Consider the following 23,749-nt stretch of genomic DNA (forward strand, 5'->3'; position numbering starts at 1 on the left):
AATTGGGTATCCAAATTCAAATCAGGGCGCGAATTGTACGTAATCCCGTCAACGATCGCAAGCCCTAATTTGCCGCCTTTAGAGTTTCCGAGCCCGTTGAATTAGTGTACCATCTGGTTTCCGTTAAATTTTGTAAATTTCAGATATCTATGATGGATATGCAGTCCATTAACGCATTAGCCAAAAACGACATGTTGGGTGTGAATGCGCTTATTGGTGAACAACTAAAATCCGACGTTGCGTTAATCAACCAGCTGGGTATTTATATCGTCAATAGCGGCGGTAAACGCCTACGCCCCCTGCTGACGGTGATAACCGCCCGAGCCTTGGGCTATGACGGCAAAGACCACCAAAAACTCGCCACCATTATAGAGTTTATTCATACCGCAACACTACTACATGACGATGTTGTCGATGAATCTGATTTACGCCGTGGCCGCAAAACGGCAAACGCCGTATTCGGTAATGAAGCCGCAGTATTAGTGGGTGACTTTCTCTACACCCGCGCATTCCAGCTTATGGTCGACTTGGACTCCTTGCGTATCTTGCGCATTTTAGCCGATGCCACCAATATTATTTCTGAAGGCGAAGTCTTACAGTTGATGAACTGTAATGACCCGGATACCTCTGAAGAAAGCTACTTCAACGTCATTTACGGCAAAACCGCCAAGCTGTTTGAAGCCGCAACGGAGTTAGCAGGTGTACTTACAGGGCAGGACGAAAAGCTTACGGCTCAATTGGCGGACTACGGCCGCTATTTAGGTACTGCTTTTCAACTTGTAGATGATTTACTGGATTACACAGCTGACAGCGACTCAATGGGCAAGAATGCCGGTGATGATTTAGCCGAAGGTAAACCAACGCTACCACTGTTATACGCCATGTGGAATGGCAACGATGTAGAGCAGAAACTGATTCGCGAAGCGATAGAGCAAGGCGACGGACGCGAGCACTTACAAACCGTGCTAACTGCTATGGAACGCACTGGAGCACTGCAATACACTCGCGAGAAAGCATTAGAAGCCGCCGAACAAGCACGCCAGTCATTAAACGAGCTACCAGACTCCGACTACAAACAAGCCCTGCTGACCCTAGCCCACTTGGCAGTCGACCGAGTGACGTAAGAAATGTCTTGGGGGGCAGGCTGCTGGCTTGCTTCGCTTGAGCATTGAAGGTTTTCATGGCGGAGACGCTACGAGCTCATCCATGAGGGCTTGACGAAGGCCATCCATGGCCTTCGACACTCCGCCATGAAAACCTTCAACACTCGTAACGCTCGCAACCCAACAGCCTGCCCCTTTTAGGCTACATACCTTTCAGCAAGTAGCGTGGAAATGTTGGGGTAGGTCAGTATTGGCGAAAAGTCATTGCAGGGTTATCTGGAGAAAGTGTGCAGCGCCAAGGATGGCGCTGCCCAAGCCTTACAGGGACGTACTTGCAGGCGTCTTTCGGAAGATAACCTGCAATGGCCAGCCAATGCTGGCCTGCCCCAATATTTTCAAGAGCGGATAGCTGAAAGCTTAGCTGGCGAAGTCGATGCCTTTTTGGATATCGCCTTTCAGGCCGTCAAGCATGTCGTCCATGCATTTTTGTTCGTATGCACTTAGCTTGCCGTAAGACAGAATTTCTTCGGCACCATTTTTGCCTAAGCGTACTGGCTGTGCGAAGAACTTAGCGTTATCGCCAGGACCTTCTACGTAAGTGCACTCAATAGTGTCCTGACCTTGCAGGCCTTTTAGCAATGACAATGCAAAGCGTGCTGCTGCCTGACCCATAGATAGGGTTGCTGAACCGCCGCCGGCTTTTGCTTCAACGACTTCAGTACCTGCATTCTGGATACGGTGAGTTAAGTCTTTGATTTCTTGCTCAGTAAACTCAACGCCTTCAACTTGTGACAGTAACGGCAGAATCGTTGTACCGCTGTGCCCACCAATAACTGGCACGTTTACGTTTTCAGGGTTAAGACCACGCAGTTCGCCAACAAACGCTTCTGAACGGATAACGTCCAAAGTGGTAACACCGAACAGCTTACGCTTATCGTAGCAACCTGCTTTTTTCAATACTTCAGCAGCAATAGGAACGGTCGTGTTTACCGGGTTGGTGATAATACCAACACAAGCGTCAGGGCAGTTGTCTGCAACGCCTTGTACTAAGTTTTTAACGATACCCGCGTTCATGTTGAACAGGTCAGAGCGATCCATACCTGGCTTACGTGGTACGCCGGCTGGAATTAATACGATGTCGCTGCCAACTAATGCTGACGCAAGGTCGTCTTTACCGAAGCCTGTGACTTTTACGTCGGTAGGGATATGGCTTAGATCAACCGCAACACCTGGAACTACTGGCGCAACGTCATACAAAGATAACTCTGAACCTGCTGGAAGTTGTGTTTTCAAAAGTAATGACAATGCCTGGCCGATACCACCGGCCGCACCTAATACGGCTACTTTCATCTCAGACTCCGTTTTGTTTGTCGATTAGAACTGCATAAACATGCAGAATTTGGTGCAAAACTGTACTTGAATACGCTGTTAAATACAACTGACGAGCCTTTTATAACAAAGCTCGAATAGCGTCACAGAATGCAGTAAACTGGTCGCATTATAGCATAAAATGACAGTCAGGAAGCGGCACGATAATGGTGAAAGATCAATTAATTGACGCCTTCAAAACGTTACTTCGTGAAGAACGTTACGGTTCGCAAGGCGAGATAGTTAACGTACTGAAAGAGCAAGGCTTTGAGAACATTAGCCAGTCGAAAGTGTCGCGTATGCTTAGTAAGTACGGTGCCGTCAGAACCCGTAACGCAAAGCAGGAAATGGTGTATTGTTTACCGCCTGATTTAGCCGTACCCTCTACTAAGGCGCCATTAAGCCAGCTTGTACTGGATATTCAGCATAATGATATCATGGTAATTATCCGGACCAGCCCCGGAGCCGCGCAACTTATTGCCCGTTTACTCGACTCGGTTGGTAAAAAAGAAGGCGTGCTGGGAACCATTGCCGGCGACGACACTATTTTTATTGCACCGGTAAAAGTACAAGACATTGATTTTACACTGCAAAAAGTCAAAGAGTTGTTTGCCAATCAGTCAGTACTGCCGTCTTCCTGATTAACGGGTAGCTCTCTGTTTTCTAAGAGAAAACGCGTTGACGGAACAAAAAAGCTGGAATTCAAAACGGCTTGAGAGTAATCGAGTATCGGGTCGTATTGCCCCTGCTCATCGGCGTAATAACGTGCCTTTAACCACTCGACAACACTTTTAGGCGCATGAGAAAAGTACATTCCTAACAACCCTTGCTCGCGCAAGTCGCCCCAAGGCATGTTTTGCCGTAACAAAGGTATTGGCTGTTCATTCTTATCCATTAGTTTCGCTTTAGCAGCATGAGTGACGCCGTCGATCATTGCCTCTGGTAAACGCTCGCCGGAGACTTTCTCTCGTCCCATAATCTGCTCCTGCTTTTCCGGGCCTAAGTAATCCCAACGCCGTAAGTCATAGCGAATTTTCTGAACAAACAAATAACTACCGTCAACAAAGGCAGTGTCGTCAGCTGCGTTTATTAGCGAGGCTTCGCGTTTGCGCATACCTCTTGGGTTATCAGGGGCATCAATAAAGCCCAGCAGGTCACGGCCGTCTAAATAACGAAAGGAACGGATTTGCTCTGCCACTTCAATGTCATAACCAAACCACTCCATAATGGTTCTGCCTGCTAAATAATTGGCATCGAATCGGTCGCAGCGTATATGTAAGACTAAGTCAAAAGGATGACGAGGCGCTTCCCGGTCTGCGTCGCTTAGCTCGGGGAATGCCTGCAGGTGAAGCGGTCGTTTATGCGGGTAAAGGATATCCCAATATTCAGCACCAATGCCGACAAAGCCGGTCAGCATGGCTTCAGAAAAGCGTGCATCTAAGTCCTGAATGATAGCCGGGAATCGAGACAGTTTACGGCGTAAACTCTCGACATCGTCACTCATGACATGACAAAACAAGGTTAAGCCGTGCAAATTTGGCTCGGCGTATATCCCTGATTGCGCTTTATCCACCCTTTTCTCCCGTTTAACTATTATTATTGTGAGTTCGCTGCATTGCTTTTTACATTAACTCATGCAAAAGGCATTATAGAATGCCTGTATTCGTTATGACACCGCAAGGAAAAATCATGCGTAATCTGATTCTTATTGGAAGTTTAATGGGGTTAACGGCCTGTGCGACGACAACGTCACAACAGCCGACCCAACAAAACGTTGCACAACAGAGTGTTGCTGAGCAATTTCACCAGTTGGCAGACACCATTTGGGAAGGTATGAATGAGTCCAGCGATACCGAGCTAACGGACATGTCACCGGAAGCCTTGGAAGCTCGCTATGAAAAGCAGTCAAAGTGGCTGGAACAACTGGACGCTATAAAACTTAGTCAGCTGAGCGACGAAGATAAAATTAATCACGCAATGATTCGCTACTCGCTGAAAAACCGTGTCGACGAATACCGTTTTAATGCGCATTACATGCCACTAACAGCCGAGGGTAGCTTCCACAGTTCACTGGCGTTTATGCCGTCGTATACCTCATTTAACTCGGTTGAAGATTATCAAAACTATATTTCGAAGTTGCGCAGCATTCCGCGCTACATGGAGCAACAAACCCATTGGCTCAGAAAAGCCATTGAGGAAGGTTACACACAGCCCGCTGCGGCTATGGCGGGCTTCGAAGAAAGTATTCTGGCTTATCTTGTTCAGGACGCCAGTGAAAGTGTTTACTTCTCTCCTTTTGCCAAACAGCCTGCTTTTGTCAATGACACTGAGTGGGAAGCGCTAAAAGCAGACGCAATGACAGCGATTGATGAGCAAGTCATGCCTGCTTACGACGATTACTTCACCTTTATGGTGACAGAGTACTTACCGAATGCTCGCGAAAGCGTTGGCGCCAGTGAACTACCTAACGGCGAAGCGTTTTATCAAAACCGTATTAAGCATTACACCACACTGGATATGACCGCTGACGAAATTCACGAGATAGGCTTGCAGGAAGTCGCTCGTATTCGCGGTGAAATGCTAGAAGCCATTGAAGCAACCGGCTTTGATGGTGACTTTGACGAATTCGTTGACTTTCTGCGTACTGACGACCAATTCTATCCGGAAACAGCAGAAGAGTTACTACACTACGCAGCCTGGATAGCCAAGAAAATGGATGGTGAACTGCCGAAGCTGTTCAAAACCTTACCACGTAAGCCTTATGGTATAGCGCCGGTTCCCGAAGAAATTGCGCCTAAGTACACAACCGGCCGTTATTCAGGAACCAACCGAGATGATCGTGCGGGTTTTTATTGGGTGAATACCTACGCGTTAGACCGCCGTCCGCTTTATCAGATGGAAGCGCTGACACTGCACGAAGCGGTACCGGGTCATCACTTACAAAACGCCATTGCGGGTGAGTTAGAAGACTTACCGGAATACCGTCAACAGACTTATATTTCCGCGTTTGGTGAAGGCTGGGGTTTGTATTCTGAGTACTTAGGGCTGGAAGCGGGTTTTTATGAAGACCCTTACAGTAACTTTGGTCGTTTAAGCTACGAAATGTGGCGTGCGGCACGCTTAGTGGTGGACACCGGTATGCATGCTAAAGGCTGGAGCCGCGAGCGCGCGATGGACTTTATGGCCAACAATACCGCATTGTCACTGCATAACGTGAAAACCGAAATTGACCGTTACATTACCTGGCCTGCGCAGGCGCTTTCATACAAGCTCGGCGAGTTGACTATTAAGCGTTTACGCCGCGAAGCAGAACAGCAGTTAGGTGATAAGTTCGACATTCGTGAGTTCCACGATGCGGTACTGGAAAACGGCAGCGTGCCACTGAAAGTACTCGAACAACACATCAACAACTGGATTGCTGGGCAGAAATAGAACAGACCCCCGCTATCAGGTAGGGGCAGGTTATTCACTTATTTCGCTTGAGCATTGAGTACTTCTGTGACGGAGACGCTACGAGCTCATCCATGAGGGCTTGACGAAGGCCATCCATGGCCTTCGACACTCCGCCACAGAAGTACTCAACACTCATAACGCTCACAAGTGAACAACCTGCCCTATCGACTTACAAGCACACGGCTGACCAACACAGAGTTTTGTAGTCTGACGTTCTACGTCAGGTGAGGTGTTCGACTATCTCACCTGATGCAATAGCATCGGGCTACCCAATCATTATCTGGTAAAGCAGCTCTTGGGTATTTTGTCTCTGTCGCAGAAAGACCATGACATAACTCGTTTTATCTTTCTCATCCAGACGAAATAAGATCTTATAATTATCTACTAACATTACTCGATAGTCAGTGATACCTAACGTCTCAAGTTCATGGGAAATGGGGAATTGCAAAGGGTTATCGCCGAGTTTATTGATGGCGAAATCAAGAAGTTGATGACCTAACCTAATAGCTTCTTCCTGACCCAGAAAGGATTCCATATAGCGGGTTAAAGCAGCCAGAGTCTTATAACTGAGCTCGGTAAAATTAACATCGTAGTTCATAACTGAGAACTAAAGCTCAAACTTCTTTGTTCTGATTTCACGCTCTAGCCTTTCTTTTGCTTCGCTAAGAGATAGAAGATTTTGATTTCGAATATCCCTTTCAGCCAAATTCATCAGCTTAAGTGTCGCAATAGCTTCGTCCCGTTGTCTAGCGCTAGCTTCCGACTCAATACGATATACCGGATTTCCACCTTGAGTGACCACAATAGGCTCTTCGACATTCAGTGACGCCGCATTTTGCTTAATGTAACTAATGGTTTTTATCTGCATAGCTCCCTCCCGACTGAACAGTCTAAATATAGACTATAAATAGACCACCTACAAGCTAGAATATCTCACCTGATGTGAACATCAGGCTACTGAACATCGGGCACAAAAAAACCGCCGAAGCGGTTTTAGGTAAACTTATTCGGGAATGGAAACAACATTATGGACGGTAACAGGAAGTGTCTGGCGCCATGGATGGCGCCAGCCAAGCCTTACAGGGACGTACTTGCAGGCGTCTTCCTGTTACCGGCTATTATGTTTCCATTCCCCATCATTAAGCCACGTTGATGGTTGGGATGATGTTTTCCTTGGCCGCTTTTTCTGCGTCGCGGAAGGCATCCATTTGGTCGAAGTTCAGGTATTTATAAACTTCGCCAGCCATCGAGTTGATATCTTGTGCGTACTCCAGGTACTCTTCCGGAGTTGGCAGTCGGCCTACAATAGCACCAACTGCTGCCAGCTCTGCCGACGTCAGGTAAACGTTCGCGCCGTCACCTAAGCGGTTCGGGAAGTTACGAGTCGACGTTGACAATACGGTTGCGCCAGCTTCTACACGAGCCTGGTTACCCATACACAGTGAACAACCCGGCATTTCGGTACGCACGCCGTTACGCGAATAGATATCGTAATAGCCTTCGGTTTCCAGCTGTGCTTTGTCCATCTTCGTTGGTGGTGCAATCCACAAACGCGTGTTTAGCGGGTCAGAGTTTTTCTCTAACAGTTTACCTGCAGCACGGAAGTGACCAATGTTGGTCATGCACGAGCCAATGAACACTTCATCAACCTTATCGCCGGCAACTTCGCTTAAGAACTTAGCGTCGTCAGGGTCGTTCGGGCAACAGACGATTGGCTCTTTAATTTCGTCCAAATCGATTTCGATAACTTCTGCGTATTCCGCATCTTTATCGGCACGCGTCAGTGATGGGTTCTCAAGCCATTCTTCCATCTTACGAGCACGACGCTCAAGCGTACGCGCATCGCCGTAGCCTTCGTTGATCATCCAACGCAACATGGTGATGTTAGAGCGCAAGTATTCACTGACTGAATCTTCTGACAAGTTGATGGTACAGCCCGCTGCAGAGCGCTCTGCTGATGCGTCTGACAGTTCAAACGCTTGCTCTACGGTTAAGTGCTCAAGACCTTCGATTTCCAGGATGCGACCTGAGAACGCGTTTTTCTTACCGCGTTTTTCTACGGTCAATAAGCCGTCTTTAATCGCAAACGCAGGAATTGCGTGAACCAAGTCACGCAGAGTAATACCCGGCTGCATTTTACCTTTAAAACGCACCAGTACTGACTCTGGCATATCCAGCGGCATAACACCGGTTGCAGCTGCGAAGGCAACCAAACCAGAGCCTGCCGGGAACGAGATACCCAGCGGGAAACGTGTATGCGAGTCACCACCAGTACCGACGGTATCCGGCAACAACATACGGTTCAACCAGCTATGGATAATACCGTCGTTCGGGCGCAACGAAACGCCGCCACGGTTCATGATGAAGTCAGGCAGTGTATGCTGAGTTTCAACGTCAACCGGCTTCGGATAGGCTGACGTGTGACAGAAAGACTGCATAACCAGGTCAGCGTTAAAGCCAAGACAAGCCAGGTCTTTCAGTTCGTCACGGGTCATTGGACCGGTGGTGTCCTGCGAGCCCACGGTAGTCATTTTCGGCTCAACGTAAGTGCCCGGACGAACGCCTTCCATACCACAGGCTTTACCCACTAACTTCTGTGCCAGGCTGTAACCTTTAGCACTGTCTTCTGGCTGCTCCGGAGTCAGGAATAAGTCAGAGTGACCTAAGCCCAGTGATTCACGCGCCTTGGTGGTTAAGCCACGACCAATGATCAGGTTGATACGGCCACCGGCACGCACTTCGTCAAGAATAACGCGTGACGCATAGTCGTATTCAGCGATAACGTCACCCGCTTCATTTTCAATTTTGCCTTCGTATGGGTAAATGGTAATGACATCACCCATATTCATTTTTTCGACGTCGGCTTCAAATACCAACGCACCAGCGTCTTTCATGGTGTTGAAGAAGATAGGTGCGACTTTGCCGCCAATACAGATACCGCCCGCACGCTTGTTCGGCGTACCCGGCATGTCTTCACCAATGTTCCACAGGACAGAGTTGGTTGCTGATTTACGTGAAGAGCCTGTACCTACGACGTCACCTACGAAAGCAACCGGGTGACCTTTTTCTTTCAACTCTTCAATCTGCTTGCCTGCATCAGTGATGCCTTCGCGAGGCATTTTGTACATGGCTTTGGCATGCAGTGGAATGTCAGGACGTGACCAAGCGTCAGGTGCTGGTGAAAGGTCGTCGGTGTTGGTTTCGCCGGTAACCTTAAAGACAGTCGCTTTAATTTGCTCTGCCATTTTGTCACGGCTGGTGAACCACTCACCTTCGGCCCATGACTCAACCACTTCTTTAGCCAGCTCGTTGCCCGCTTTCATCTTTTCTTCAACGTCGTGGAAGGCGTCAAACATTAAGATTGTGTGCTTTAATTCTTCTGCCGCTAAGCGACCTAGATCAGCGCTGTCCAATAACTCAACCAAAGTCACGATGTTGTAACCACCGTGCATATTGCCAAGCAATTTAACGGCGTCTTCTTTGCTGATAACCGGGCTTTGTATTTCGCCTTTTACCAGTGCGCTCAAAAAGCCAGCTTTTACGTAAGCGGCTTCATCAACACCTGGTGGTACGCGCTCAGACAATAACTCTACTAAGAATTCTTCTTCACCTACTGGTGGGTTCTTCAGTAGTTCAACAAGATCGGCTACTTGTTCTGCCGTTAGTGGTTTCGGAGGGATGCCCTCTGCGGCACGCTCTTCCACGTGCTGACGATATTCTTTAAGCACTCGTATTACCTCTCATTTGCTTGCATGAATTCAAGACGGTTCACTAGTGCGGCGCATTATACGGATTTTGCGCTTAAATTCCCATGCGAGAGGACTATAAATCAGATAATTCAGGGTATAAATAAGATGAATGCGCTGGCTGATTGCGCCCTGATTAAGGGCGCTCCACTTTTTGCACAATGGCATACATAACCGGTACCACAAACAGCGTCAGTACTGTCGCAAAACCAAGGCCGAACATGATAACCGTCGCCATGCTGGCAAAGAAGTCGTCAAACAGCAGCGGCAACATACCCAGGATGGTTGTCGCTGCCGCCATACCGACCGGCCTGACACGGCTAACAGCGGCCTCAACTAGCGCATCGACTCGTGACTTACCAGTCTCAAGCTCTACGTTAACCTGCTCCAGTAATACCACTCCATTTTTAATAAGCATGCCGGACAAGCTTAAAAAGCCTAACAGTGCCATAAATCCAAAAGGTTTATTCAATAACAATAAACCAACCGTCACACCAATTATCGACAGCGGTACCGTTGTCCAAAGCACAGCGGCATGACGGATGCTGTTAAATAGCAACACAGTAATAATAAACATCACCAAAAAGCCCAGCGGCAATGCCCCAAATAACGCCTTCTGAGCCTTGTTTGATGCTTCATGCTCACCACCCCAGCTGAGCTCGTAGCCCAACGGCAATTCGATAGCTTCTACTTTCGGGCGCACACGTTCAAATACCTGAGCTGCGGTTTCGCTACCCAAAATATCGTGGTCAGCCATGACCGTCAGTGTGCGCTTTCTATCGCGACGCAGTATTAACGGGTCTTCCCAGGTGGTATCAATACTTCTAACCACCTGCGCCAGCGGTATAAACCTATCGAGTACCGGACTATAGATTTGCAGTTCCTGCCAGTTGTTAAGATCAACACGCTCTGCCGCCGGCGCTCGCTTCACTATTGGTAAAAGGTCGGTTCCGTCGCGATAAACCCCAATTTGCTGGCCGACAAAGTTACCCAGCAAAACGTTATTCACGTCTTCTTTAGTAATGCCCGCACGTCGTCCGGCCGCTTCGTCATATTCCGGCTGCAATAACTTAGTGCGCTGTCGCCAGTCAGAACGAATATTGACGGCACCTGCATCGTCACGCATTATCGCCTGCGCTTTTTCGCTCAACTGACGTAACACCTGAATATCCGGTCCTGAAAAGCGTGCCTCAATTTTCGCCGGCGTTGCAGGTCCTATTTCGACCCTAATCAGCTTATCTTCAACGTCAGGGTGAGCGTTTTTTATACGTTCCCGAATATCCGCCATAAGTGGCGACATCGCCTCTTTGTCGTTTACACGCACCAGCAACTGAGCGTAGCTTTCATAGCTTTTTTCGACCAAATAAGTCAGTGTGAAGCGCGGTGCTCCCTGGCCGACGGTTGTTGCGACCGAAACCACCTCCTGTTTGTCCAGCAAGTAGTCTTCGAGGCGTTTTGAATCCTGTTCGGTATGACGAATGTCCGTGCCTTGTGGATACCATAAGTCCACATAAAACAGTGGCGTAGTAGATGGCGGGAAAAAGGCCTGTTTTACCTGACCAAAACCGACAACAGCTAAAACCAACATAATGACCATGGCCAGCATGCTAATCACGCGATGTCTCAGGCAAACACGCAACGCACTGCGGTACTTTACATAAAGTGGGTGCTTAAAGGCATCGTCGTTTTCATCGCCAATGTCTTTTTCCGAATATAGCCTATCAGCTAAAAAAGGAATCAAGGTTAGAGCCGTCACCCAACTAAGCAGCAAGGAAATCAGCAAGACCCAGAACAAGCTACCAGCGAACTCGCCAGTGGCGTCAGACGAAAGGCCAATTGGTGCAAAAGCGATAATGCCAATGACAGTAGCCCCTAGCAGCGGCCATTGATTTTGTTTGACCACCTGCGTCGCGGCTTGCACTTTGTTTTGTCCCCGGCGCATGCCGACCATCATGCCGTCAGCAATAACAATGGCATTATCGACCAACATACCCAGAGCGATAATCAGTGCGCCTAGCGACACCCGCTGCAGGTTAATATCGCCAAGACGCATAAAAATAAAGGTACCAAGCACCGTTAATAACAGCACAGAGCCAATCAGCAGGCCACTTCTAAAACCCATAGACAGCAGCAGCGCTACAACGACAATAGCGACCGCTTCGACTAAGTTCAGCAAAAAGTTGTTAACGGAGTTTTCAACTTCGTGAGGTTGATCGTAAATACGTTCAACGTTCATACCAATTGGCTGAGCGTAGGAAAGTTCACTCAAACGCTGCTCAAGGCGTTCACCAACTTCCACGACGTTCACATCATCGGCGAACGACAATGCCAACCAAAGTGCGGGCTTACCATTGTAGCGAACAACATGATCCGGAATATCTTTTGTCTCACGATAAATGTTGGCAACATCGCGTAAGTAGATACGTTCGCTGGCTCCGGGGTTACTAATGACCAATTTTTCCATGTCCTCAACAGAGGAAAATTCGCCATTGGTAGCGATACGCATCGACTCTTCATTAATGGTTACGCGCCCTGCATTTGCGACGGCATTTTGTGTTTGCAGCAAATTCGCAATCTGTTTTGGCGGTATACCAAAATTCCCCAGTTGTGCCCGAGAGACCTCAACAATAACCTGCTCCTGGCGCTCTCCTGACAGCAAGACCTTGCCAACGCCTTCAACGAGAACCAGTTCTCTTCGCAAAAAGTCGGCGTAGTGCTCGATATCTTTGTAGGAATAGTCAGGCCCAGTGATAGCCAGCATCACGCCATAAACGTCGGAAAAGTCATCACGAACAATAGGCTCGCCTGTGCCTGGAGGAAGCTGACGCTTAGTGTCATTCACTTTGCGTCGAAGTTCATCCCAAATCTGCTCCAGGTCATCCGCTCTATAAGTGCTCTTCATCTCCACCGTAATTTGCGACAGCCCGGGCTTCGATATCGAGCGGATATTATCCACGTAGCTCAGTTCCTGAATCGCATTCTCCAGACGATACGTGACTTCCTCTTCCACTTGTTGAGCCGACGCGCCCGAGTACGGTGTTATGACCATCGCTTGTTTTATGGTGAACTCAGGGTCTTCCAGGCGACCCAACTGAGTTAGTGCGACAATTCCTCCGACCAACAACAGCAGAAGAAACATCCAGCTGGTTGTTTTGCGGGTCATGCTATAGCGAGCGATATCCATTACAGCCCCCGTTCGCGTTGCCATTCACGAACTTTCTGGCCTTCACGAAGCTGATGGACTCCCGCAATAACAATGGTTTCGCCTTCTTTTAGTCCACTGACAATTGTCAGGCCATCATTGGTCGCGGTACCGACAACCACTTTGCGTCTTTCAACGGACATGTCTTCCGCCACTACCCACACATAAGACGGCGGCTGCTCTGTATTGCTGCCATTAGTAAACACCGCTTTTGTTGGCACCAACATACCGGTAATTGTTGAGCGCAGAACTTGAGCCATATCCACAATGACCGTTGCAGTCATGCCCGGAAGAACATTCAGGTTGTCGGGTTTAGGCAGAGTAAAAACCACCTCATACGTATTGGTTGCCGGGTCGGCTTGCGAGTCCCATTCCTTCAAGTGAGCCCTGAATTGGAACTCAGGAGCTGCGTCAAAGCGAATCATAGGTTCATAGTCAGTTTGCTTTTTGACTCTGGCGAACAGTTTCTCCGGTACCTGAATACTGACATCAATCGCGTTATTAATTTGCAAGGTGACTATGGGTTGTTTCGGTTGAATATTTTCATAAGCTTCAACCGCTAAACTCGCTATCACGCCATCAAAAGGGGCCCGTAACTCAGTGTATTCCAGGTTCGCTTTAGCCGTTTCATAGTTCGACTTAGCCACCGCCCGTTGTGACTCAATTTGGTCAAACTGCGCTTCTGACATCACACCTTCATTGACCAAGACCTTGTTCCTTTCATACTGAGATGCCGCCAACTCATATTGAGCTTTAGCCTGATCCACAGCAAGTTGGTAATCGGTTGGATCAAGGCGAGCAATAAGGTCGCCCTGTTTCACTTCGGCTCCCGGACGAACAGGTAATTCCGTAATTTCGCCGGCAACCCGAAATGTCAACTGCGCCACTTTTGCGGCTTCAACCACACCGGGGAATTCACGCAGTTTGGCGCCGTTATTTTCGATCACTGTAAGTAGCTTAACCGGACGAGCCTCATCAGTTTTCTCTGCTTCTGCTGGTGCCTCACTACAAGCAACCATGAATAACACAAGGGATGTGATAACAAGCCAACGCATGCGTATTTTCCTAATGACGAACTATGAATTGATAATTAGTTTACTGCACGTACAGTTACAATTATATTGAATTAAAATTAAAAACTTAATCAGTATAATTTAATGAATTTATCGCACCTAAAAATGCTCATTGCCGTTGCTGAATTTGGCAGCCTGCAAAAATCAGCCGATCACTTAAACCGCACACAATCTGCTGTCAGTATGGCACTGAAAAAGCTGGAAGACAGTGCCGGCTTTGCGTTGTTTAATCGAAGCGGATATCGCCTGCAGCTTACCGAGCAAGGCCAACATTTTTTAAGACAGGCGGAAGAAGTTGTGCGTCAGCAAGAGCGTCTGCAGTCACTGACCGAACAACTGAAATACGGCGCAGAGCCTTTATTAACCCTTTGTTATGACCACACCTGTGACAGTAAGTTATGGCTGCCAAGTATTGAACACATACAGCAGCATTACCCCGCCACCGAAGTTCACATTGACGGCGAGTCGCAAATGCGGGCCCTAAAACGAATAGATAACGGCTCCGCTGATTTAGCATTATGCCCGTGGTTGCCCTTATTTCGTCAGTATGGCGACTTTGAAACTCTACCTGTCGCACCATTTGAGCTTACTGTCGCCATTGCATCTTCTTTAGTCGATGACTTCGGACGTATGCCTTCAAGCCGACAGGACTTGCTTGAACTTCCGATGCTAATTCCACAAAACTTAGAAATCGGCATTAACTTAGATGCAGTACTACGCTTGCCCAGCCAACAGCGCATAAGAGTGAATGAAGTGAATACTCAATTTGAACTGTTAAAGGCAGGCTTTGGGTGGGGAATTATTCCAAAACACATTGCACATAATGCCATTAAGCAGGGCAAACTGGTTGAAATTACCATTCCCGGATTCATCCAACAGGTAAGTCTGGAGATACACCTAGTGCGCTCTGCGAACCGTACTTTAGGCCCTGCTGCCAATGCCATCTGGGAAAGTTTTGCCTGACGATGTCTGCATGACATTCACACCAGAATACTGAGGGTAAGATTAAGAAAACTGCGAGTTTGCAGAAGATAATAAGTCATGATTAAATGTTAACTAAAAGTTAATTATGAGGATTATCTTATGTACTAAAAACCAGCACAATAAAGGCTAATAATAAAATTCTCATGGGTTACCACCTAAAAACTCTGACAACAATAATCCTTTTTATAAAGCGGGTATAAAAATCTATACAGTTATCAGTCTAGGCGGTCTGATTAAGCGTTCGGTGCGTTGCCACAAGGACAACTCGCTCATTGAGTAGTTTTGAGTAGGGTGTGTACTGCCAATAAAATTAAAGACATTCGTTAAGCCAATTTGGCCAGCACAGTGTTGTTCACAATGCTGGCAAAATGAGCTTTCCTCGTCGCAGTTTTTTTGCTGCTCGGCCATATCCATATCAGCGTCATCACAACAGTCATGTTGCTGCATGCTATGTTACGGCAACATAGTGTCCTCTGAAGAAGCGCTAACGGCATCCGACATTGGCATAGCATGTGCCATTGGTGAGGAATAGTTCCCCACCAAAAGCACAGTTATTAATGTCAAAATTACCGTTAGCGTTTTCATAAAGTGAATATTACCAGATAGTCACTCTATTTTCCGGTGCTACATACAGCTCATCACCTTCTTTTACTTCAAAGGCTTCGTAAAACGCAGGTACGTTAACAACAGTTCCGTTGACACGATATTCAGCCGGCGAGTGAGGGTCACTCATAACTTGCTGACGAATAGCGTCTTCGCGGTATTTACCACGCCATACTTGTGCCCAGCCAATGAACACGCGCTGGCTGCCAGTGAAACCGTCCAGTACGGGCGCTTTTTCGCCGTCCAGCGACATTTTGTACGCTTCATAAGCGATAGTCAGGCCAGCTAAGTCACCAATGTTTTCACCTAGCGTCAGGTCACCATTCACGTTCAAACCTTCAATAGGTTCGTACTGACTAAATTGTTCAGACAATTTCTGACCACGCTCATCAAACGCTTTACGGTCAGCTTCTGTCCACCAGCTTTGCAGGTTGCCGTCACCGTCGTATTTAGAGCCCTGGTCGTCGAAACCATGACCCATTTCGTGACCAATAACCGCACCGATACCACCGTAATTCACGGCCATTTCAGCGTCCATATCAAAGAACGGAGGCTGTAAAATACCCGCCGGGAATACGATTTCGTTACGTACCGGGCTGTAGTAAGCATTGACTGTCTGTGGTGTCATACCCCAGTCTTCTTCGTCAACTGGGCCACCAATTTTGGCAATTTCTTCCTGGTAGTTGAACTCAGCGTAAGCTTTGTAGTTGCTAATTAAGTCAGTCGCAGAAATTTCCAACTCACTGTAATCACGCCACTCGTTTGGATAACCCACTTTCGGGTCAAACTTAGCGAGTTTTTCTAACGCTTTCTCTTTGGTTTCTTCGGTCATCCACTCAAGGTTCTTGATGGACTCGCCGTACGCATCACGCAGGTTTTCAATAAGACCTTCCATTTTTTCTTTCGCTTCTGGCGGGAAGTATTCCTTAACGTAAACCTGACCTAAAACTTCGCCAAGAACACTGTTGGTAGCATCAACCGCACGCTTCCAGCGAGGCTCTTGCTCTGGTGTACCCCGTAAAACCGTGCCGTAGAAATCAAAGCGACGCTGGCTGATTTCTTCGCTAAGAGCCGACGCATATTCGTTAACCAAACGCAGACTTAAGTAGTCCTGCCAGGTTTGTAAATCGACGTCAGCAAACATATTGCCAAAGTCTTCGAAGAATGACGGCTGACGGATGACCATTTCTTCAACATGTGACAACTCAGACGTTTCTATAAAACGTTTGAAGTCAAAGTTGGCGAACATTCCCGATACTTCGTCTGCCGTTTTCTTGTTGTAGGTTTTGTCGGCATTGCGGCTTTCAACACGGCTCCACTGAACTTCAGCAAGCTTAGTTTCCAAATCCAGGATACGTTCCGCGGCTTCATCCGTGTTCTCCAAACCCACCATTCCCAGAATATCTGTAATGTAGCTGACGTATTCAGAACGAATGTCTTCAAACTTCTCTTCGTCTTTTAAGTAGTAGTCACGGTCCGGCAAGCCAAGACCCGCTTGGTACATATACATTGCGTTGGTTTGCGGGTCTTTCGCATCCGGGTACACATAGAAACCAAATGGAATAGACACACCGCTACGGAACATGCGCGCCATGTGCTCAGCGACAGCTTCATGGCTATCTAGTGCCTGAATCGCCTCTAAGTCACTGGCAATTGGCTTAGCGCCAAGTTCGTTCAGCGTTTCAGTGTCCATATAAGCATTAAAGAAATCACCAATTTTACGCTCAGGAGTACCTGGCTCTGGGTTAGCTGCTGCAGCACCTTCAATAATGTCGCGCAAACGCTTCTGGTTCATTTCACGCAAATCGTAAAACGCCCCGATAGAAGAGCGATCTGAAGGGATTTCTGTCTTCTCGATCCAGCTGCCGTTTACATAGCGATACAAGTCATTTTGTGGTTTAACGCTGTGATCAAAGTTTTCAAGAATAACGCCCGACGTGAGTTGCTGTTGGGTTTCTTCTGCTTGTTGAGACTGCTGGTTATTTTGCTCTTGCTGCGGAGAGCAGGCTCCCAGAGTCAATGCCATAGATACGCCTAGCGCTACAGCGGTCAATTTTTTCATTGGTCGTCACCTTTTTATAGTGTTCATTATTTTAGCCCCATTAAACTAGCGCATTGTGAAATTCAGCGCAAAAAAAACGGCCACATTCGCGGTGAATGTAGCCGTTTTACCGATGATTTATCGTAACAAAATGTTACTTCTTCTTTTTCGCCTTAGGGTTCGGCATATCGGTAATTGACCCTTCCTGAATTTCTGCGGCTAAGCCAACAGACTCATGCAAAGTTGGGTGAGCGTGAACCGTCAACGCGATGTCTTCTGCATCACAGCCCATTTCAATGGCTAAGCAAACTTCGCCCAACAACTCACCAGCGTTGCTACCACACATAGCACCGCCAATAATACGGTTGTTTTTATCGAAGATAAGCTTAGTCATACCCTGTTGTGCATTTGAAGCGATAGCTCGGCCAGATGCAGACCATGGGAAAGTCACAACATCATATTCAATGCCTTGCTCTTTCGCTTCTTTCTCAGTAACACCCGCCCATGCAACTTCTGGGTCTGTGTACATGATAGAAGGGATAACTTTTGGTTCGAAGAAGTGCTTCTTACCAGAGATAACTTCTGCCGCAACGTGAGACTCATGTACCGCTTTATGCGCCAGCATTGGTTGACCCACAATGTCGCCAATAGCAAAGATGTGATCAACGTTAGTACGCATTTGGCTGTCGACTTTAATAAAGCCACGGTCATCAACGTTAACACCCGCTTTGTCCGCATCCAGCTTGTTACCATTTGGCGCACGGCCAACAGCAACCAAGACGGCGTCATATTTAACCGGCTCTTTCGGTGCTTTGTCGCCTTCAAAAGTCACGTAAACGCCGTCTTTCTTCGCTTCAACGTTCGTTGCTTTAGTGCTCAGCATGACATTTTCGAACTTGCCTTTCATTTGCTTGTTGAAGTTCTTAATAATGTCTTTGTCTGCTGGTGGCACAAGCTGATCAGTCATTTCTACGACATCAACTTTAGAACCTAAAGCGCTGTATACCGTCCCCATTTCCAGAGCAATGATACCGCCGCCTAACAGCAACAGTTTCTCAGGAACTTCTTTCAGTTCAAGAGCGTCAGTCGAGTCCCAGATGCGCTCGTCATCATGAGGAATAAACGGCAGTTTAATAGCTTGAGAACCCGCTGCGATAATCGCGTTATCGAATTCAATTTCAGTAGCGCCGTCATCGCCTTCAACTTTCAAGGTGTTGCTACCGGTAAACTTACCTAAGCCATTAACCACTTTTACTTTACGCATCTTAGACATTTGTCCAAGACCGCCCGTTAATTGACCCACGACTTTCTCTTTGTGTTTACGGATTTTATCCAGGTCAATTTTGGGCTTACCGAAGTCTATGCCTTCGTCAGCTAAGTGCTTTGCATCTTCAATATGCTTAGCTAAGTGCAGTAGTGCTTTTGATGGAATACAGCCAACGTTCAGGCAAACACCGCCCAAAGTGTTGTAACGTTCAACCAGAACTACATCCATACCCAGGTCAGCAGCACGGAAAGCAGCTGAATAACCGCCTGGCCCTGCACCCAACACTACTACTTGCGTTTTAATTTTGTCGCTCATGTTAACCCCTTCTTTGTCACGGCCGGTTGAGCCACCAGCCGAGGTCAATCAACGCTAAATGTGGCGCTATTGTAGCGCGAATTAATTCGTATTTCCTGCCCAAATTGGTGCTTAAAGCACCAATTTGCGTATATCTCCCAACACGCCGCTTAAGTAGGCGGTGAAGCGCGCTGCTTCGGCGCCGTCAATAACACGGTGGTCGTAAGACAATGACAATGGCAAGGTTAAGCGTGGTTCAAACTCCTGACCATTCCATTTAGGCTTCATCTCGTTTCGAGAAACCCCAAGAATAGCCACATCCGGCGCATTCACAATTGGCGTAAAGGCTGTACCGCCAATACCGCCCAGGCTTGAAATCGAGAAGCAGCCACCCTGCATATCCGACGCTTTCAGCTTACCGTCGCGAGCTTTCGAACTAATTTCAACCAGCTCTTCAGACAGCTCGTAGATGCCTTTTTTATCAACATCACGAATAACCGGAACCACTAAGCCGTTAGGTGTATCTACCGCAATACCAATGTGCACATATTTTTTCATGTACAACGACTCACCAGATTCAGAAAGTGATGAGTTAAAGGTTGGGAATTCACGCAGCGCTTTTGCACAAGCTTTCATGATGAACACCAGCGGCGTTATCTTGAAGCCTAAATCCTGCTTCTTCGCCACTTCATTTTCGGCTTTACGGAATTTTTCCAGTTCGGTGATATCCGCCTCGTCAAATTGTGTCACGTGCGGAATGGTCACCCAGTTGCGGTGCAGGTTCGGTCCAGACTTGCGCTGAATGCGCGACAGTTGAACTTCTTCCACTTCACCGAATTTGCTGAAATCGACCTTAGGTGGGTCAATCACCTGCAGTCCACCACCGCCCTGGCCTGTTGCACCGGCAACCGCTTTCGGACGGGACAGTTCGTATTTAACGAAATCCTGCACGTCCTCTTTGAGTATACGGTCTTTAGGGCCGGAGCCTTTGACTTGAGACAAGTCAACACCAAACTCGCGCGCAACACGGCGTACCGCCGGAGACGCATGAAGAACGCCCTCTTTACGGTCACTCCGCTGACTCGGATGATCAGGCACCGGCGGTTGGCGTTCGCTACTTGGCTTAACGCTGCTGCCTTTTTCTTTCTCCTGATCGTTGTCGCCTTTGTCATCTGACTTTTTATCAGATTGGCTGTCAGATTCTTTCTCAGACTCTGACTTATCTTCTTTCGCCGAGTCTTTCTCTTCAGAATCGTCAGCACCGCCAGAGACTTTCAGTTTGGCAATGACAGAGCCCTGCGACACTTTATCGCCGACATTGACTAACATCTCTTCAATTTCACCGTCTTGTGGACAAGGCACATCCATGGTGGCTTTATCCGTCTCCAACGTAATTAAGCCATCTTCGGCTGAAACTGAATCGCCTTTGGAAACCAGAATCTCGATGATCTCGACGTCTTCTTCGTCGCCAATATCCGGGACTTCAACATCGATGACTTTACTGTCACCACCAGAAGATTTTTTCTCAGGCTCAGAGTCTTCGTCTTTCTCTTCTTTCTCTTCTTCCTGTTTGTCTTCCGATTCTTCAGCTTTGTCCTCGGCTTCTTTCTCGTCAGTTTTCTCTTCAGCGTCTTTATCGCTGTCAGACTCATCGGAATCGTCGGATCCGCCGGAAGCTTCCATCAGCGCCAGCACATCGCCTTCGCTGATGGTGTCGCCAACTTTTACCTTCAGCTCGGTAATTTTACCGCCCGAAGACGCCGGAATATCCATTGACGCTTTGTCACTCTCGACAGTAACAACACCGTCTTCTTGCTCAACGGTATCGCCTTCACTGACGAGAATTTCAATGACTTCTACTTCTTCACCGCCCACGTCGGGGACTTTGAGTTCGATTTGATCGGCCATCTCAGTACCTCCTTACGCCAAACGTGGGTTAAGTTTGTCAGTGTCGATACCGTAATCTTTGATAGCTTTCGCTACCACTTTCTTATCGATATCACCTTGGTCTGCCAGCTCTTTTAACGCCGCAACAACAATGTATTGCGGGTCAATTTCAAAGTGCTTACGCAAGTTAGCGCGGCTGTCCGAGCGTCCAAAACCGTCGGTACCCAGTACACGGTATGAGGTTGGTACCCATGCACGGACCTGATCAGCATACAACTTCACATAATCGGTTGCTGCAACCGCAGGGCCTTTCGCCTTTTTCATCACTTGCGTAATGTAGGCTTCTTTTTCTTTCTTCTCAGGATTCAGCATGTTCCAACGGTCGGTGTCTAGACCATCACGCGCCAACTCGTTAAACGAGGTTACGCTGTATACCGTTGAGTTAATGTCGTAGTCCTCAGCAAGAATATCAGCCGCTTTGCGCACCTGCTGTAAAATAGTACCACTACCCAAGAGCTGCACATCGCCTTTGGCTTTCTTCTTGGCTTTTACCTTATCTAGCTCGTAAATACCTTTGATGATGCCTTCTTCGACGCCTTCCGGAATTTCCGGCTGATGGTAGTTTTCGTTCATGACGGTAATGTAGTAGAACACGTTTTCCTGGTCGCCAAACATGCGCTTCAGGCCATCGTGCACGATAACTGCAATTTCATAACCGTAAGTCGGGTCATAGCTAATGCAGTTTGGCACCGTGCCAAAGTGAACCATACTGTGTCCGTCCTGGTGCTGCAGACCTTCACCATTGAGCGTGGTGCGTCCGGCCGTACCGCCCACTAAAAATCCACGAGTTTGGCTGTCCCCTGCGGCCCAGACTAAGTCACCCACGCGCTGGAAGCCAAACATAGAGTAGTATATGTAGAACGGAATCATCGGCTCGTTGTTTAACGAGTAGCTGGTACCCGCTGCCACCCATGACGCCATTGCGCCCAATTCGTTAATGCCTTCCTGAATAACCTGGCCTTTTTTATCTTCGCGATAATAGGCCACCTGGTCTTTATCCTGCGGCGTGTACTTTTGACCATGATGAGAGTAAATTCCCACCTGACGGAACAGACCTTCCATACCAAAAGTACGGGCTTCGTCCGGAATAATTGGCACAATACGTTTGCCAATTTTCTTGTCTTTCAACAGCGCTGTTAAAACTCGAACAAAGGCCATAGTAGAAGAAATTTCACGATCTCCTGACCCTTTCAGTACCGCATCAAACGCTTTCAAGGCAGGCAACTCCAGTTCCACGTCCGTTTCCGGGCGACGCACCGGCATATAGCCACCGAGCTTCTCGCGACGCTCGTTCAGGTACTTCATTTCATCACTGTCGTCATCAAATTTGTAGTACGGCAGGTCTTCCAGCTCTTTGTCTTCAAACGGAATATTGAAACGGTCGCGCATGTGCTTAACCGCGTCTAAATCCATTTTCTTAACCTGGTGGGCAATGTTTTTCCCTTCAGCTGCTGCGCCCATACCGTAACCTTTGACAGTTTTCGCCAAAATAACCTGTGGACGCCCTTTGGTGTTTACCGCTTTATGGTAAGCCGAGTAGACTTTTACCGGATCGTGACCACCACGGTTCAGGCGCCAGATATCTTCATCAGACAAGTTGGCGACCATTTCTTCGGTTTCAGGGTACTTGCCAAAGAAGTTTTCACGCGTGAATTTACCGCCTTTGGCTTTAAAGTTCTGGTAGTCACCGTCAACGGTTTCTTCCATTAGCTGTTGCAGCTTACCTTCGGTATCGCGATACAGCAGAGGATCCCAGTAGCGACCCCAAATCACTTTAATCACTTCCCAGCCTGCACCGTGGAAGTTACCTTCCAGTTCCTGAATGATTTTACCGTTACCGCGAACCGGACCGTCTAAACGCTGCAAGTTACAGTTGATAACAAAGGTTAGGTTGTCTAACTCTTCACGCGCGGCCAGGCCAATAGCACCCAGGCTCTCTGGCTCATCGGTTTCACCGTCACCTAAGAAGCAGTAAACGCGCTGTTTTGAGCAGTCTTTAATACCCCGATCCGTCAAATATTTGAGGAAGCGGGCTAAGTAAATTGCCTGAATAGGACCTAAGCCCATAGACACCGTTGGGAACTGCCAGAAGTCCGGCATTAAGTTCGGGTGCGGGTAGGAAGGTAAGCCTTTACCGTCGACTTCCTGACGGAAGTTATTGAGTTGCTCTTCGGTCAGACGCCCTTCAATGAAAGCACGACCGTAAATGCCCGGTGACACATGGCCCTGAATAAACAGGAAGTCACCACCGTCACCTTCGCTTGGTGCGCGGAAGAAGTGGTTAAAGCCCACATCGTACAACATGGCCGAAGAAGCGAAACTGGCAAGGTGCCCGCCCAGCTCTTCGCCTTTTTTTGATGCCCGCAATACCATCATGGCAGCATTCCAGCGAATAGCTGAGCGAATACGCGATTCCAGCGTCTGGTTACCCGGCATGGTGGGTTCCTGACTTGCAGGAATCGTATTTAAGTAAGCCGTCGTCGGCTTATAAGGCAGGTAGGCCCCGTTTCGGCGGGCCTTATCGACTAACTGCTCTAACAGGAAGTGGGCGCGCTCCGGACCTTCGGCATCCAGCACACCTTCAAGAGCGTCTAACCACTCCTGAGTTTCCTGTGTGTCGACATCTTGTGTTAATTGATCACTCATAGCAATTCCTTACCTTCTTATC

Annotated in this window: 16 protein-coding genes; 4 read left to right on the forward strand and 12 right to left on the reverse strand. The window is 48.0% G+C overall.

Features of this window, described 5'->3' with window-relative positions:
• Window positions 1–152: 152 nt before the first annotated feature.
• Window positions 153–1,124: an octaprenyl diphosphate synthase gene (gene ispB, locus B3850_RS01725; protein ID WP_286876196.1), complete on the forward strand. Its 972-nt coding sequence runs from the start codon at window positions 153–155 to the stop codon at window positions 1,122–1,124.
• 396 nt (window positions 1,125–1,520) lie between these two features.
• Here the strand turns inward: ispB and mdh are convergent, their stop codons facing one another.
• Complete coding sequence (gene mdh / locus B3850_RS01730) at window positions 1,521–2,453, reverse strand: malate dehydrogenase (RefSeq protein WP_058575980.1); 933 nt, start codon at window positions 2,451–2,453, stop codon at window positions 1,521–1,523.
• A gap of 185 nt (window positions 2,454–2,638) precedes the next feature.
• On the opposite strand from mdh, the gene argR reads away from it, so the two are divergent.
• Complete coding sequence (argR, locus tag B3850_RS01735; RefSeq protein ID WP_286876185.1) at window positions 2,639–3,112, forward strand: transcriptional regulator ArgR; 474 nt, start codon at window positions 2,639–2,641, stop codon at window positions 3,110–3,112.
• On the opposite strand, the gene B3850_RS01740 is transcribed toward argR, so the two are convergent.
• Window positions 3,088–4,044 (reverse strand): Dyp-type peroxidase, encoded by a 957-nt coding sequence (locus B3850_RS01740; RefSeq protein WP_053954588.1) that lies wholly within the window; start codon window positions 4,042–4,044, stop codon window positions 3,088–3,090. The genes argR and B3850_RS01740 overlap by 25 nt on opposite strands.
• Window positions 4,045–4,124: 80 nt before the next feature.
• Between B3850_RS01740 and B3850_RS01745 the strand changes: the two genes are divergently transcribed.
• Window positions 4,125–5,903, forward strand: coding sequence for a DUF885 domain-containing protein (locus B3850_RS01745; RefSeq protein ID WP_286911290.1), 1,779 nt, complete (start codon window positions 4,125–4,127; stop codon window positions 5,901–5,903).
• Between the two features lie 286 nt (window positions 5,904–6,189).
• On the opposite strand, the gene B3850_RS01750 is transcribed toward B3850_RS01745, so the two are convergent.
• The 5 genes from B3850_RS01750 to B3850_RS01770 all read right to left on the reverse strand — a co-directional run bounded on the left by B3850_RS01750 (window position 6,190) and on the right by B3850_RS01770 (window position 13,927).
• Window positions 6,190–6,522 (reverse strand): type II toxin-antitoxin system RelE/ParE family toxin, encoded by a 333-nt coding sequence (locus B3850_RS01750; RefSeq protein ID WP_286911291.1) that lies wholly within the window; start codon window positions 6,520–6,522, stop codon window positions 6,190–6,192.
• A gap of 9 nt (window positions 6,523–6,531) precedes the next feature.
• Window positions 6,532–6,792, reverse strand: a complete 261-nt coding sequence (locus B3850_RS01755) for a type II toxin-antitoxin system Phd/YefM family antitoxin (RefSeq protein ID WP_058575975.1) — start codon at window positions 6,790–6,792, stop codon at window positions 6,532–6,534.
• Window positions 6,793–7,063: 271 nt separating this feature from the next.
• Window positions 7,064–9,652, reverse strand: coding sequence for a bifunctional aconitate hydratase 2/2-methylisocitrate dehydratase (acnB, locus tag B3850_RS01760; protein WP_286911293.1), 2,589 nt, complete (start codon window positions 9,650–9,652; stop codon window positions 7,064–7,066).
• 154 nt (window positions 9,653–9,806) lie between these two features.
• Complete coding sequence (locus B3850_RS01765; RefSeq protein ID WP_286911320.1) at window positions 9,807–12,854, reverse strand: efflux RND transporter permease subunit; 3,048 nt, start codon at window positions 12,852–12,854, stop codon at window positions 9,807–9,809.
• Window positions 12,854–13,927, reverse strand: a complete 1,074-nt coding sequence (locus B3850_RS01770) for an efflux RND transporter periplasmic adaptor subunit (protein WP_286874487.1) — start codon at window positions 13,925–13,927, stop codon at window positions 12,854–12,856. The genes B3850_RS01765 and B3850_RS01770 overlap by 1 nt, the downstream gene beginning before the upstream one ends.
• A gap of 102 nt (window positions 13,928–14,029) precedes the next feature.
• Between B3850_RS01770 and B3850_RS01775 the strand changes: the two genes are divergently transcribed.
• Window positions 14,030–14,908 (forward strand): LysR family transcriptional regulator, encoded by an 879-nt coding sequence (locus B3850_RS01775; RefSeq protein ID WP_286874489.1) that lies wholly within the window; start codon window positions 14,030–14,032, stop codon window positions 14,906–14,908.
• 225 nt (window positions 14,909–15,133) lie between these two features.
• On the opposite strand, the gene B3850_RS01780 is transcribed toward B3850_RS01775, so the two are convergent.
• The 5 genes from B3850_RS01780 to aceE all read right to left on the reverse strand — a co-directional run bounded on the left by B3850_RS01780 (window position 15,134) and on the right by aceE (window position 23,727).
• Complete coding sequence (locus B3850_RS01780; RefSeq protein WP_286874491.1) at window positions 15,134–15,376, reverse strand: hypothetical protein; 243 nt, start codon at window positions 15,374–15,376, stop codon at window positions 15,134–15,136.
• Window positions 15,377–15,524: 148 nt separating this feature from the next.
• Window positions 15,525–17,594, reverse strand: a complete 2,070-nt coding sequence (locus B3850_RS01785) for a M13 family metallopeptidase (RefSeq protein WP_286874493.1) — start codon at window positions 17,592–17,594, stop codon at window positions 15,525–15,527.
• 133 nt (window positions 17,595–17,727) lie between these two features.
• The gene (gene lpdA / locus B3850_RS01790) at window positions 17,728–19,155 is read right to left on the reverse strand and encodes a dihydrolipoyl dehydrogenase (protein WP_126751976.1); all 1,428 of its coding nucleotides are present in this window, start codon (window positions 19,153–19,155) and stop codon (window positions 17,728–17,730) included.
• A 111-nt stretch (window positions 19,156–19,266) separates the two neighbouring features.
• Window positions 19,267–21,042, reverse strand: a complete 1,776-nt coding sequence (gene aceF, locus B3850_RS01795; protein WP_286911294.1) for a dihydrolipoyllysine-residue acetyltransferase — start codon at window positions 21,040–21,042, stop codon at window positions 19,267–19,269.
• Between the two features lie 12 nt (window positions 21,043–21,054).
• Entirely contained in the window at window positions 21,055–23,727 is a 2,673-nt protein-coding gene (gene aceE / locus B3850_RS01800) for a pyruvate dehydrogenase (acetyl-transferring), homodimeric type (protein WP_286911295.1), read from the reverse strand.
• Between the last annotated feature and the right edge of the window lie 22 nt (window positions 23,728–23,749).

This window comes from Idiomarina sp. UBA4520 (genome assembly GCF_002388365.1).
Classification (GTDB): Bacteria; Pseudomonadota; Gammaproteobacteria; order Enterobacterales; family Alteromonadaceae; genus Idiomarina; species Idiomarina zobellii.